Here is a 13,690-nt window from a genome sequence, read left to right as displayed (position 1 = left end):
GGTTAGCCCAGAACGGTTTGTCGATTCGATAGTTAAGTCCCTCCAGAGGAAATCATATGGAGGTATATCCCAACCACACCCTCAACCATCATCTGCGCTCCAATTGCCATTATAAAGAGACCGATTACCCTTATCGTAATGCTCAGCGCGGTCTTGTTCACGGATTTCATCATGTAGAGTGCTATGAACATTGAGAGGGCAACGAGCACTATTGCTATGGCCGTCGCGGTGAGGGAGACGATGTAACCCTGCTCGGCGGTGAGAGTTATCACGGCGGTTATTGCAGCTGGTCCGGCTATGAGCGGCATCGCGACTGGGACGGCCGCTAAAGCTAAGATATCCCTCTCCCTCTTTAGGGTGAACATCCCCCCGCTCTCAAGTGCGTCGAAGCCTATCTTAAAGAGAACGAAGCCTCCCGCCACCTTCAGCGCGTTTATATCGATGTGAAATATTTCTTATAAACCTATGCCCACGTGTATGCGAGGATAGAACAGGCACTACCCGGGGCTTGGCTCATCTTCGGCTCATGTCGATACCCATATACAGGATTCGGTCGTTCTTTCTTTCTCCGAATGTTACGGGGTGTCTCCCGTCCTTTCCGACAACCCCTAGCGAAGATTAAATGTTTCGACATTTATACGTCAATTTTATGGGTATGTTCTCCAAATATTCATCAAAAACATGCCAAAAGATTTTTAAGGTACAAGCCCTGAAAGTTAGCAAGGGAAATATGGTTTCTGAAAACGGAAGCGGAAAAGTCTACGATGCTGTGATTATAGGTGCTGGTCCCGCAGGGCTTTTTGCGGCCTACGAACTCGCGGAAAGGAGCAATTTTAGAGTTCTTGTGGTGGATGAGGGAGGGGACATAGACCAGCGCACCTGCCCGATGTACGAGCTCGGCTACTGCATCGGCTGCCAGCCCTGTCACATAATGAGCGGCGTTGGCGGTGCCGGGGGCTTGAGTGATGGAACCATCAACCTCAGGCCCGATATCGGGGGTGACCTAGCCGAGCTGACGAACGACGAGAACTACGCCTGGCAACTCGTCTGTGAGGTTGATCAGATTTTTCTGAGGCACAAAACGCCGAGGAACCTTTTCAAGGGGGATCCGGAGCAGGTTCGCTACTGGGAGCAGAGAGCGGCCCAGGCGGGAGTAAAGTTCATCCCGATAATCCAGAGGCACATAGGTTCCGACAGGACGCCGGAGGTCATAGGGGACATCAAAGGGCACCTCGAAGGTAAAGGCGTAGAGTTCCTCCTCTGGACGAAAGCTTTAGAATTCGGTCGGGGATGGGTTAAAGTCCAGAAGGGGAGTGACATCTTTGAGATTAAGGCGAGATACATCATAGTTGCGCCGGGCAGAGGGGGAGCGGAGTGGTTCCACGACGTGGCCCAGAAGATAGGGCTGAAGGCCAGACACGGCCCGATTGACGTAGGCGTCCGCGTCGAGGTTCCCGCCATAGTGATGGACCCGATAACGAGCATAAACCACGACCCGAAGTTCCACATCTACACCAACACCTACGACGACTTTGTGAGGACTTTTTGCACCAACCCTAACGGCTTCGTCGTTGAGGAGCGCTACGACGGCTTCGTTGGCGTTAACGGCCACTCCATGCATGGGAAGAAGAGCAACAACACGAACTTTGCCTTTCTGAGCAGGATAGAGCTGACTGAGCCGGTGGAGGACACCACAGCCTATGGGGGAAGCATAGCGCAGCTCGCCACGACCATAGGCGGGGGAAAGCCCCTCATCCAGCGCCTCGGAGACCTCAGGAGGGGAAGGAGGAGTACGTGGAATAGAATACGGAGAAGTGATGTCGAGCCGACGCTGAGGAACGTCACGCCGGGGGATGTAGCGATGGCCCTTCCGCATCGCGTCGTGACCAACATAATAGAGGGCCTTGAGAAGCTAGACCGCGTTCTCCCCGGGATTGCGAGCGACCACACACTGCTCTACGCCCCGGAGATCAAATACTACGCGATGAAGGTTGAGGTCGACGGAAACCTTGAGACTAGCATCGAGAACATCTTCGCGGCAGGGGACGGTGCCGGGCTGAGCAGGGACATAGTTAACGCCGCCGCTACTGGCCTCTTAGCGGCAAGGGGGATACTGAAGAAGGAGGGCCTTTACACGGAGAAGGAGTTCAGGAAGCCGGGGAACTGGAAGGAGAAAATTGAGGAGATGGAAGCATGAGTTTGTATTCATAGAAAGGGCGTTGTAATTCTTTACTTCTCTCTGAATTCGTCTTGTTTTGGAACTTTTTGTCTATTTTAATCACCATTAGTTTAACCAATAGATTTTTATAGACTAATTAACTATTGAGAATTGGTGATTTCTTATGTCGAAGTTTGGTTTGTGGTGGGTTACATGGAATGGTTCCGACTACGAGTCGAGGATGACTGTGGGGAGTAGAAAAGCCACCATTGAGGACTTCAGGGAGAGGGGTTTTGACAGGATTGTGTTCTTGGGATCCTTAAGTTACGGTGGGCCCCACCTCCCAGAAAACGGTACTAACCAGTATAGGTACAATAAACTTCAAGAGTACGTCCGTGCCCTCTGCAATGGATACTACGATTGGAACGTAGATAGTGACAATCCCAACAAGGGCAAGTCCAGATATGACGTCGGTTATTTGGATGGACAGTTTCTTTCGCTGTGGATTTCCTCACGGGTTGGAACCATAAAGTACTACGTGCCGATACCCTTCTCTTACGGTTTGGATAACCCGATTCGAAATCCGTTGAACGAGAAGAAGAAATACTCTGCACCACCGAGAGATTGTCCAATGAATGGTTTTGATGAATCATACTGGCACGGATGGATTGATGGCGTTCTGAGTGTGGTTGATGATTACAGGGTGGGCTTCTACTGGAGTTACGAGAGTTGCCTTCAGGCCACAAAGCATGACCCCAACTTTGTAGATTACTTCAGCCCAATGTATAACGCCAACACGAAAGAATACGTAGATGATTACAAAGCCTTCATCAGAGACATGTCCCGTTACATTCACAATCGTGGACATGAACTCGTCTGGATTCCAGCAACTGGGGCGAGAAGTGCTGAATACTTAAGGGACAGCAGTGGAATCCCAGTCATTAGTAAGCATTTTGATTACGTTTTTGTTCAACCGAACTATTACCAGTACAATTCCACATACACTTCTGATGAACTCGTCAAGAAGGTTAAATGGATTTATGAGAGCTCACTTTCAATAGAGATGGAAGCCGACAGTGCTGTCCTTCACAGTCAGAGTGGGCATTGTGCTTTGTGCAAATATGAGAACAATCATTACGTGTGTGATAATGAAGGATGCCTTGAACGTGCCTGTCAGTATGTTGGGGCAATCCTTGAGGTAGATTATGAAATATTCAATCGGGAACCAATCCCACCAGAACGTGCTACTGACACGCTCTTCCCAGATAGGGCTTACTACTTCGGCACAGACTTTAAGGTTGTGGACGCGGTGAGGGGAAGATGTCCCGAATGGTAGCAATCTTCCTTGCCTTTTTACTTTTGACTCCTGCCGTTCATTTTCACAGAGTAAGTGCCTCGAATATACGAGGGTTTCGGGCTTATCAAATCACCATCGAGGGAGTTCTACCGTACATGTTTTTACTAACTGTAAAACCTTACTGGCGGGTGAACGGCTCGTCCCCCGGAGATTACCGTCTTCTTTACCGGGCATTCCCCTCGTATTACAACATTACGAACTGGACTTTCAAATACGTGAACCTGACAAACCTCCCGGGAGTTAATCACGAACTCGGAAACGTAACCCTCCCCTGGCCAACAAACAGCTTCGATGTATTCGCGTACCACGACTTTCCCATTATCCACTGGCAAGCCAAAAACAGCACAACTTTCAACTACTTCTGGCTCTGTAATAATACAGTACTCGTGGTTGTCAAACACTATGCCATGAACTCTCAGCTGATCGGGCGCGTGGAGGGCGAATACGTAATCTTCAACGGCCCAAACACGACCTACAAAGTCCCGGTGAAAGAGCTCTTAAAACACTACCCCAGACAGCTCCTGAACGACCTTGGGGGAGTAATCTACTCTGACGTGGTTTACATCTGGAACTCCACAACCGCCTCATACAAAACCATCCACAGGAAGTGCCTCCTCATCTACTCCCTACATTTAAGCTACTGGAAAACTGCCGGAAAAGTTTACACAGGCGTTAACTTTTCAAAAGGCGTTGAGTTGAAAGCCAACCAGTCGATTCCAATCCTCCTGTACTCGAAGGGAAGGTTAAAACCCCTCGTGGATGTTCTAAGACTAATCACGCCTCAAGGCGACCCCCTCAGAGACCTGGAAAATCCCGTCATCACAGAAACGCCGCAAACGTGGATAACTCCGCTCCCAGCCAGTAAATTCTTCTCCAAGTTTTTCGGGGGCAGGTACTCGCGCTATGTCTCGCTCTCATACTCCATGGTTTCAAACGGCAGTTCCACAATCCTCATCGTCACGATAGAGGAACCGGGGTGGGGGTGGATTCCCTTCCGTTACCCCTACCTCGTCGTGAACGGCGTTCCGAGGTTTTTCAACCTCTCACCAACGTGGGGGAACACTAAAGAACCCTGGTGGTGGCTTTACGAGTTCAGGCTTGGCGTGTGGAGGAAACGTTACGAACTCCTCTGGGTGGAGTCTCCCCAGGTTCTGAATTCCTCAGAAGCTTACGTTCTCAATGGAACCTGCTGGCGGTTGGTTAACAACTTCCACAATTCCGGTGGTTTTGTTGTCAATGGGACGGTCGATGGGGGTTACATGGTTTTCCGGTTTGATGACGCGACCATTAGGATTCCTTTGAGTGAGCTGGCTGAGTATTATCCTCCGGAGGTGTGGGGGTGGCATCTCGCCGCGGCAAAAGACGGAAAGGGCTACTTAATAATCCCCCCAGGGTGGTTTGACTATGCGGAAGATTTCAGTTTTGGCGGGGCAATCCTAAGTTGGGGGGATTACCTCCTCCCTGTGGATAATTCCTTGGGTGTTTTTGCCCTTTATTATGTGAATGGAACTTTAAAGCCTGCTTTCGATTTGCTTAGACTCATGAGTCCGCGGGGGGACCTAGCTAGGAATTTGCCTAACCCGTATTTCAATTCGAGCGTGAGTTTTGGGGTTTGTAGTGCTAAGACGCAGACGCAAGTGAAGAATACGAACTCTTTAACAAAGATAGTTGGAGAAACCATTACTCCAGCTTCAACGAGCACGAAAGGGACTCACAAAATCTGCGGGCCCGGACTGATGGTGATTATTGTGGTGGGCACAGTACTTTTTGTTAGGAAGAGACGAGCTTAGGCCGGTTGAGAGGTTAACGTTAAAAGCTCCCCCTCTCCCCTCTATTCCCGGTGGAAAGAATGCCCGTGAAATGCAAGTTCTGTGAGAGACCGGCCTTCATCAAACTCCATTATCCGAAGATGTACCTCTGCGAGGAACACTTTACGGAGTACTTCGAGAGAAAGGTGAAGAGGACGATAGAGCGCTACAAGATGCTCAAACAGGAGGAGAGAGTCTTAGTTGTTGTCAGTGGCGGTAAGGACTCGGCCGTGACAGCCTACATCCTCAAGAAGTTCGGTTACAACATAGAGTGCCTCCACATAAACCTTGGCATAGGCGAGTACAGTGAGAAAGGCGAGCGCTATGCAAAGAGACAATGTGAGAAGATAGGCGTCCCCCTCCATATCGTCCGTGTGAGGGAGCTTTTAGGGGCTGGAATTGGCGAGGTCAGAACTAGAAGGCCAACCTGCTCCTATTGCGGCCTGACCAAGCGCTACATCTTCAACAAGTTCGCCTACGACAACGGCTTCAATGTGGTGGCGACAGGTCATAACCTCGACGACGAGGCGAGCTTCATCTTCAACAACCTGATGAACTGGAACACGCAGTATTTAGCGAAGCAGGGCCCGGTTACCCCGGCGGCCTTCAACGGGAAGCTGGTCAGGAGAATCAAGCCCCTCTACGAGGTCACGGAGCGGGAGGTCGTTGCCTACGCCTTGGCGGACGGCATACAATACGAGATGGATGAGTGCCCGCACGCTAGGGGTGCAACGACGCTCGAGTGGAAGGCCATCCTGAACGAGATGGAGGAGAAGAGGCCCGGGACCAAAATCAACTTCGTCAAGGGCTACCTAAGGAAGAAGGGCCTTTTTGAGGCCGAGCTGGAGGAGGCGGAGCTTAGGGAGTGCAAGATCTGCGGGATGCCATCGAGCGGTGAGGTCTGCTCGTTCTGCAGGTTCTGGGGGCTGGAGAAACCCCTGGATTTTAGAGTTAAGGAGTGAGGAAACCGGCCGGGACCGTGAAATTTCCCGCATGACTCAAGGCACTCCCCTCCCCTTAAATTCTTAGAAATCCGCCAACGCAACTGATTTAAAGTCCTAGGTCAAAATATCCACTTAAGGTGGGGTGAAAATGGGACTTCGGGACATGATAATCGTGAAAATGTGGGAGTCCATCAAGCCAGGGGAGACAGTTCTCTTTGAGAGAACCGGCGAGGGTGACATGGGTATGGGGGTATACCACACGCTCCTGTGGGCCCAGTCAGAAGAGTTCAAAATCATTGTAATTGACATCCTCGACTCGTACTCGACGCTGGTTTCAAAGGCAAAGCTCATGGGTCTGGACGTTTCGCTGCTCAACAACGCCGACGTCATTAAAATAGGCGGGGTCAAAAAGCAGGGGCACGTCATTGCCCACATAGAGGGAATTTCTGAACCCACGATTATGCTAAGAAAGTTCAGAGAGGCTTATGAGCCAGTAATAGGTAACTCTGACAGGAAGGTTCTGGCGGTCGTAATCGGACTGGAGAAGCTCTTTGTCGTCTCGGAGTTCTCCCACAGGGGCATTCAGGTGATAATAGACCAGCTGGCCGGGTACATAGGAAATACAAGCAGGCTGGGCATCTACTTGCTCAAAAAGGACATCCTCCCAGTAGATAAGAGGTTTGTCATAAAGCTCCTGGAGGACATAGCGACCACTGTAGTGAGAACCCAAAAGAAGGGCAGGCTGACCGAGTTCCATATCGTTAAGTCTCTGAACAGCGAGCTTGAGGGGGTTCTAATAAGGGTGTAGTCTCAGGTAAAGCACCATGCGGATTAAAGCAAGATTTCCCAGGGAGAGAAGGCGCTTCCTTCTGGTGATGTCGCTTTATATTACCCTCCTTGAGGTATCTGCCTTAGCTTCTCTTCTCATGACAGGTATTGAACTTATGTCTGGCAACATGGTAGGGGCGCTGACATACCTGACGGCTTCTGCTCTGTTCTTGACGTCCATTCTCATGAACAGGGAGTTTTACAGCTTAATCCGTAGGGTTAGGTTTGTAGTATACTGGATGAAGCTAAGGGCTAACAACACCCCCTACGGGGGGTATGCGTCTCTTTATGTAATTGCATCGGTCCTCTTCTTTACTGCGAACCTCCTTAGAGGAGGATACCTTATGTTGGCGCTTCTTCTTCTCTTCAGGGGGGTTTTTGAGTATCTCCTCGACAGGTCAAGAATAAACATAACCGCGGCTTCGTTTCTATACTACACCCTTGAAGAAGGCGATCTTGAGTCCGCGGAGATTAGGGACCCGTTCAGGTAAACCTTCGCGTTTTTTCCCACTGGATTTTTCCCAGAACCAGTCTCAAAAGGCCGCGCGTCGTGTAGATAACGCCTGCCATGACAAACACACCAAAGTAGATAGGGTACAGGAAGACGAACCACCACTGGACACCGAAGGAGTGCCTTTTTTGTTCAATCCAGTTTGAGTATGCAACGGAGAGCCAGAAAATCAGGAATGATAGAATAGAAACGCCAAGGAAGATCCTTGGCCTTATTAACTGTACGGGAACGGTGCCGACTGCCATAAGATAGAGGTTGAAGACAACTGAGAGGAGCCAGAAAACCGGCACGAGATAGCTTATTATGTAGAAGTGCTCTACGAACGCCTCAGTAACGCTGGAACAGCTTCTTAGAACATCCCAGTAATACTCAACCATTGCCTGAAGGTGGCCCTGTGCCCAGCGTGACCTCTGTCTCACGTAGTCCTGCATGGTCTCAACGGCTTCCTCCCAGCCAATGACCCCGTGGTAGTACCAGAAGCGGTAGCCGGCGATAAGCGCCCGCGCCCATAGATCCGTGTCCTCGGTTACTGAATCTTCCCTAAACATCCCCAGGTGGGAGATATGGGAAAACCTTAAGAGGGCCACTGTACCCCCGTATTTCCCGTTCTCGTTGAGTTTCATATCACCTTCAATGGCCACGTTGAACCCAACGAGGCGCTCAAGGGTGATAAAGCGGGTTATAAAGTTTCTGTTCCAGTTCCTAGGGCGGACGTTGCCCTGTATCCCTATGACGTAGTTGGGGGCGTTTTCTAGTATTTCCACGAGCTTCCTCAGGGCGTTGGGTTCGAGGAGATAGTCGGCGTCAAGTATGAATACATAATCCGGGCGCTTGAAGTGTTCTCTTATAATCTCCAGGGTATAGTTTAATGCCCTTGGTTTGCTCCTGCCCCTATCGGGCGGCACGTTTATTACAACTACCCTTCTTTGATGCTCTCCCCGGATGCGTTCTATACTCTCCATCGTTCTGTCTGTTGAGCTGTCGTTTATCAAAAAGAGCCGGTAGTTGGAGTATTTCTGGGACAGAACGGTTTTTGCAGTTCTCTCTATCACGCTCTCCTCATTGTGCGCGGGAATCAGGACGTAGACGAGGGGTTCAAAGAATGGGTTGTCGGGAATCTCCGTGTGAGTGAATGGATATTTTCTCCCAAGTGCAAGGAGCAGGAGGGAGTAGAAGATGGTTCCAGAAAAGACCATGAGGAAAAGGAACAGGAGGACGGCCTCAAGAGCGTAGACTGGAGGCAGGATGAGGGCTATGCCGATGATGATTAGAAGGTAGAGGTAAAGGCTTGACTGGAATTTTATTGAGACACTCATTGATAAACATTTTTTAGAGAGTAGTATAAATATCCTTAGGTAGAGGCAGATATGGCGACGATAAAAATCACCGGGATCAACTACATCCGTGCGTTTGTGAAGCGCTTCATGGTCAAAAGTAGAACGGTCGAATGGGAGGGTGTGGAACGCTATTCGGCAGACTTCACGGTCCCTAGTGGAGGTATCAGGCTCCTGTGTGACTACTCGAAGAACGAGGTTATACTGTGGTTTGGGTTAGGAGCACTTAAAGTTGTGCTTGCTGAGCTCCTGAGACTGGATGAGTACCTTTCAAAGGCCTTCATTGTGGGAAGCATCCCACTGGAGGTGGAGGTTGAGGGGGAGGGCTTTCTTGAACTTCCGGGAACAACTTACAACATATCCAGAGCCGCACACGGGCTTTGGATGGGGACCGACGGGCGGAGTACCGTCTTCAGCGCCACAATTGAGGGGCTTGCAGAGCTACTTGACCTCTTGGAGGGTGGAGAGTGAGGAAAAGGGATATCGCTTACATTATCCTGCTTTCCGCAATCTCCGTGATTCTCTTCCTCCCACTCTTCAGCTTAAATCAGCCGCCGGCTCTGTCAGTTGATGGAAACGGGCACCTCTTTAAAATCCACAAGCTTATGACAGCTGGATGGAAGCCATGGATAGAGGACTGGTACGCGGGATTTCCATTCCTGCGCTTTTACCCTCCAGCTTCCTATCTTTTAGCGGCCTCACTTGGGAAGCTCTTTGGAGCGGATATCCGGGGATACGCCGCAACCCTAATGCTCACATCCATCGTTGGCGCCCTCGCGCTGTGGGTTTACCTTGGAAAAACTGGAAAGGAGAGATACGCGGCTCCTGTTCTATTTCTCCTATTTCCCTGGCACATTGGGGTGGCGTACCTTGAGGGTAACTTCCCAAGGGCGAACGCCATAGCCCTCTCCCCGCTCTTTTTACTGTCCGCACTGTGGCTCACGGATCACCGGAGGAGGTACCTCTTTGCAGCGTCACTTGGCATCTCCATCGTCGTGCTCACGCACCACTCGATAATAATCCCCCTCACACTAACGACGCTCGTTCTCCTGTGGGATGAACTCAAGGAGGTTGATGCGCTGTCCAACTCCGTAAAAGCCGCAGGGCTTGTAACTGTTCTCACCTCCTTCTGGTACGTTCCCTTCTTTATGGATATAAGGTGGACGAACTTCTGGAATATCTACACGGATGTATGGCTTTTCAGAGGCTACAGCATAAGGCCTGAGTACTTCCTTCAGCCTGCGGGATTAGCATCCCTTCTCATTCTCAGCCTGGTGATTCTAGATGGCGTCTTGAGGAGGAATATTGGGTGGAGAAAGCCCGCGCTCCTTTTGGTCTTTATTTACCTCTCCCTTGGTGTGTATTCCCCAACTCCATGGATTCACTCCATCCCTCCCCTTTCGATGATACCCCCCTACAGATGGATGGACATGGCAAACCTCCTCGTTCCGTTGATGGTCTCCGACCTCTTAACCGGTATGGCGCTTAGGTGGAAGTACGTGACCGCATCCTTTCTCATTCTCATTCTCATCATCGGGATTGTGCTGACTCCCGTGGAGACCATCCACTACCCGAGGGATTTGATCGAAGTTTCAGACTTCCTCAAAGAGCAGAGTGGAAGTGACTGGAGGTTTGTTATGTATCCTCTTATTGGAGAGGCATTTTATAGCTACATGCCGGCCCTTTGCGGCAAGGCTACTATGAACGGCTGGTACCATGAGGGTAATCCCGTAGGTAAAGGTGAGTGGACAATGTGGTACCTGTTGGATACTGGCGGTAACGCCACCCCCTACCTCAAAGCCTACGCTGTTAGGTTCTTTGTAACATCATTAAATACCTCGCTGTGGGGGTATCATCCGGTCGAAAGGATTGGAAACTACACGGTGTATGAGTCCAATGTGTCCTTCATCCAGCGGGTGAACTTTATCCTGGTAGGGAAGTTCTATGAAATGCCTTTGGACTATGCATACATTGAAAACCCCTCAGAACTTGAGTTACTGCCTCCCGGCGCCGCTGGGGTTATTTATGTGGGCCAGCCCTCAGGGAAATTTGAGAAAATTCTAAGAGAGTTTACTGAAAGGGGAGGGACAGTTCTCTGGATACCCGAGACGAGCGGAGACCTTTTTGGAATAAGGGCGGAGATGGCACCCATAAACGGCTTCGCGCTCAGTTCGAGAGTTTATAATGTGTCCCACTTTGCCCCCTTCAGCTACGAAGGAGGGCCGTGGTACGGCCCGGTGTTTAAGATGGGGAAACCCATTGTTAAGGCTGGGAACGAGATCTTAATCGGGGAAGTCCGCATTGGCAGGGGAAGACTTTATCTCATCGGGGGAAACCTCCTCTTCCATGCTCTCTACTGGAACTCGAGCTACGAGCTTGGACTCCTGGTCAGTCTCGCTGGAAACACAGGGAAATTTAAGTACATTGGGGGGAACGTCTCTGATGGTATGTACCGCGCCCGGTTTGAGGCCAACGGGCCGACTCTCCTTCGTGTATCAGAGGCCTACTACCCATACTGGCACATTGAAGTAAACGGAAGGGAAGCCAGGGTGCTGAGGGATGATAGAACTGGCCTTACACTCGTTCCGGTTAACGGGAGTGGAGAGATTGAGGGTGAGTTCAGGGATCCCTTCCTGCCGATGAGGATGTACTCGACGATAGCCTGGTTGATAATCAGTCTGTACGTTCTCTTTGAGTTTTTCCCTGGAAAAAGGGTTAAGATAAAAAAGGTCAAAACTCCCTGAACCTCAGCCTGAAGTGGAGCTCACCATCAACCGGGAACAGAAGCGTGTAGCTGACGCCCTGCTGGATGAAGTCCCATCCACTCTCGCTCTGGCTAAGGGTCTTTATGGGGTACTTCCAGACTCTGGCTTTCCTGTCGAGTTCTATCCTCACCTTTCCGATGCCGTAGGGGTCGTCCACCTCGAAGATTTCAGCCTCGAATTCCGCGGGTTCCTCCATGACGCTGTGGACGGCTAGATTTATCTCGACGCCGAAGAGAGCCTTAATAGGGCTTTTAACTCCGTACTCAACATTGAATCCATCATCACGGAGCCCAAAGCTCTTCTCAACCCTGCCAGGCTTTGAGTCGACCAGACCGTCACGCCACATTCTCAGGCTTTCCCCGAGTTCAAAGCCATACGGTTGATTGATAAAATCCCCGAGCTCCCCATACCTCACAAGACGGTAGTCGTCAAGCGATGTCTCTGGCGTTATAAAGTGATCCTGGAGAATGGCCTTCATCTGCCAGTCATAGACCAGCTCACGTTTTATCTCATCCGGGATTTTCTTTCCAAGCTCGTGTATGCTCGCAACCCCGTCTTTAGACCCGTCCTCCGGAGTAGCAACCTCCGGGACCTCATGGTAGTGCTCCCGTCTCCTGGCCAGAACGTCGTTGTAGTTGACGGCCCTTCTCTTGGAGGAAAACTCAAAAAGGGCACCGCCATAGGAGGGTTTAAAGACCGCGTAGAAGTTAGCATTTTCCAGAAAGACCTCGTCCTTTCCGTCGAAGTCTATGTCGCGGACGAAACTGCCCGTGGAAACGAAGCTGTTCGCCCTTATGAGATTCTCCCAGACTGCCCTGCGGAGGTGCGGGAGATAAACCCCACCGAAAACACCGTGCCAGTAGGCGTCGTTGCACTGGGCCCTGAAGACGAAGCGCCTCGCCTCGGGGTTTCCTCTGACCAGCTTGCTCACCATGAGCATGCGCTTGTGCATGTAGTTGATCTCCGGGTACTTGAAGAAGAAGTTCTTCCAGATGCCACCGCGTACGAAGACCCGGTACCTCTCAAACTGGTTCTGCTCCTTCAACCTCTCCACGAACTCGACGAAGAGCTTTGCCTGCCTTGCTGGAAGGGACCACTCACTCATCTCGAAGTAGGAGGCTATCGGGAGGTAAACAAGGCCCCTAGGTTTAAATCTTGATAGGTACTCCGAATAGAGGGTGATGTTTATCCTCTCGTCGCTTGAGACTCTGTCAAAGAAGTCCCTCAGCCAGCCTTTCCCATAGACCCACTCGTGGGTCCCGGGCCAGACACCAAACTTCTCCCCGTCATCGTGGAAGACCGCGAGCCGGCTCCCGTCACCATTGTCAAGGCCGTGTAGATAGTCGAGGGTTTTCTCAACCGGCCGGAATGGAATCAGATAGCGGAGCTTCTCGTCTATCGGGAAGACTGTTATAACCTCCCCGCCGTCCTCGGTGTAGTAGGGCCAGTATAGCTCCTCCTTGGCGAGGCCAGCGCTCATGAAGTGGTAGTCGTCGACGATGACGTAATCTATCCCAGCCGCGCGGAGGCTCTTAACCAATTCGGGCTGCCAGACGCGCTCGGTGAGCCAGACGCCCCTCGCGTCGTAGCCGAGCCTCTTCGCGAATCCCTTCAGAAGGTTTATCTGCTCTATCCTGTCTTCCTTAGGGATGGCCGCTAAAACAGGCTCGTAGAAGCCGGCAACGACCAATTCAAGCTGACCCTTCTTCACGAGTGAGCGGATGAGGTCGAGGTGCTCCGGTCTGTTTTCACTCAGCCACTCTAAGAGAGGGCCGGAATAGTGGGTGGCGACCTTCATGTTGGGGTAATCCTCTAAGGTTTCCATGAAGGGGCGGTATGACCTCTCGTAGGCGCTCTCAAAGACCCATCCAAAGTTTCCTAGGGGCTGATGGTTGTGTATTCCAAAAATGAGGTTTATCATTGAAGACCACCCGTAGAGCTGTTATCACTGCTGGTGATATCGAAGAAAAGGCATATAAACCTTT

The 13,690-nt window shown here is 51.0% G+C and carries 10 protein-coding genes and 1 pseudogene; 8 read left to right on the top strand and 3 right to left on the bottom strand.

The genetic code is table 11. From position 1 onward, the window contains the following. Positions 1 to 32 precede the first annotated feature (32 nt). Positions 33 to 455 (bottom strand): annotated as a pseudogene (locus MV421_RS09875) (MarC family protein); the annotation flags it as partial. Between the two features lie 275 nt (positions 456 to 730). Here MV421_RS09875 and MV421_RS09870 point away from each other — a divergent pair. The 6 genes from MV421_RS09870 (at position 731) to MV421_RS09845 (ending at position 7,586) form a co-directional block, all read left to right on the top strand. Further along, positions 731 to 2,197, top strand: coding sequence for an NAD(P)/FAD-dependent oxidoreductase (locus tag MV421_RS09870; RefSeq protein ID WP_297418715.1), 1,467 nt, complete (start codon positions 731 to 733; stop codon positions 2,195 to 2,197). A gap of 145 nt (positions 2,198 to 2,342) precedes the next feature. After that, a complete protein-coding gene (locus tag MV421_RS09865) occupies positions 2,343 to 3,494 on the top strand; it encodes a DUF4855 domain-containing protein (RefSeq protein ID WP_297503991.1) in 1,152 nt (383 codons plus the stop codon). 149 nt (positions 3,495 to 3,643) lie between these two features. After that, entirely contained in the window at positions 3,644 to 5,305 is a 1,662-nt protein-coding gene (locus MV421_RS09860; protein WP_297503994.1) for a hypothetical protein, read from the top strand. A gap of 65 nt (positions 5,306 to 5,370) precedes the next feature. Further along, entirely contained in the window at positions 5,371 to 6,285 is a 915-nt protein-coding gene (locus MV421_RS09855; protein ID WP_366938833.1) for a TIGR00269 family protein, read from the top strand. Between the two features lie 130 nt (positions 6,286 to 6,415). After that, the gene (locus tag MV421_RS09850) at positions 6,416 to 7,075 is read left to right on the top strand and encodes a DUF257 family protein (RefSeq protein WP_297418726.1); all 660 of its coding nucleotides are present in this window, start codon (positions 6,416 to 6,418) and stop codon (positions 7,073 to 7,075) included. Between the two features lie 16 nt (positions 7,076 to 7,091). Next, positions 7,092 to 7,586 carry a hypothetical protein gene (locus tag MV421_RS09845; RefSeq protein ID WP_297418729.1) on the top strand — a complete coding sequence of 165 codons (495 nt, stop codon included), beginning with the start codon at positions 7,092 to 7,094 and terminating at the stop codon, positions 7,584 to 7,586. Here the strand turns inward: MV421_RS09845 and MV421_RS09840 are convergent. Then, positions 7,579 to 8,922, bottom strand: a complete 1,344-nt coding sequence (locus tag MV421_RS09840) for a glycosyltransferase family 2 protein (protein WP_297418732.1) — start codon at positions 8,920 to 8,922, stop codon at positions 7,579 to 7,581. The two genes, MV421_RS09845 and MV421_RS09840, sit on opposite strands and share 8 nt — an antisense overlap. 51 nt (positions 8,923 to 8,973) lie before the next feature. Between MV421_RS09840 and MV421_RS09835 the strand changes: the two genes are divergently transcribed. Further along, positions 8,974 to 9,411: a hypothetical protein gene (locus tag MV421_RS09835; RefSeq protein WP_297418735.1), complete on the top strand. Its 438-nt coding sequence runs from the start codon at positions 8,974 to 8,976 to the stop codon at positions 9,409 to 9,411. Beyond that, complete coding sequence (locus MV421_RS09830; protein ID WP_297418737.1) at positions 9,408 to 11,684, top strand: 6-pyruvoyl-tetrahydropterin synthase-related protein; 2,277 nt, start codon at positions 9,408 to 9,410, stop codon at positions 11,682 to 11,684. Before MV421_RS09835 ends, MV421_RS09830 begins: the two co-directional genes overlap by 4 nt. On the opposite strand, the gene MV421_RS09825 is transcribed toward MV421_RS09830, so the two are convergent. Further along, complete coding sequence (locus MV421_RS09825; RefSeq protein ID WP_297418738.1) at positions 11,671 to 13,626, bottom strand: alpha-amylase/4-alpha-glucanotransferase domain-containing protein; 1,956 nt, start codon at positions 13,624 to 13,626, stop codon at positions 11,671 to 11,673. The two genes, MV421_RS09830 and MV421_RS09825, sit on opposite strands and share 14 nt — an antisense overlap. Positions 13,627 to 13,690 lie beyond the last annotated feature (64 nt).

This window comes from Thermococcus sp. (assembly GCF_027023865.1).
Lineage (GTDB): Archaea > Methanobacteriota_B > Thermococci > Thermococcales > Thermococcaceae > Thermococcus.
Note: the sequence above shows the minus strand (reverse complement) of the source record. Positions and strands in the feature narration are given on the sequence as shown.

Bases quoted from the DNA above. Each gene is read 5' to 3' on its own strand.
- MV421_RS09870 (WP_297418715.1), top strand. From the start codon at position 731: ATGGTTTCTGAAAACGGAAGCGGAAAAGTCTACGATGCTGTGATTATA.
- MV421_RS09865 (WP_297503991.1), top strand. From the start codon at position 2,343: ATGTCGAAGTTTGGTTTGTGGTGGGTTACATGGAATGGTTCCGACTAC.
- MV421_RS09850 (WP_297418726.1), top strand. From the start codon at position 6,416: ATGGGACTTCGGGACATGATAATCGTGAAAATGTGGGAGTCCATCAAG.
- MV421_RS09845 (WP_297418729.1), top strand. From the start codon at position 7,092: ATGCGGATTAAAGCAAGATTTCCCAGGGAGAGAAGGCGCTTCCTTCTG.
- MV421_RS09840 (WP_297418732.1), bottom strand. From the start codon at position 8,922: ATGAGTGTCTCAATAAAATTCCAGTCAAGCCTTTACCTCTACCTTCTA.
- MV421_RS09835 (WP_297418735.1), top strand. From the start codon at position 8,974: ATGGCGACGATAAAAATCACCGGGATCAACTACATCCGTGCGTTTGTG.
- MV421_RS09825 (WP_297418738.1), bottom strand. From the start codon at position 13,626: ATGATAAACCTCATTTTTGGAATACACAACCATCAGCCCCTAGGAAAC.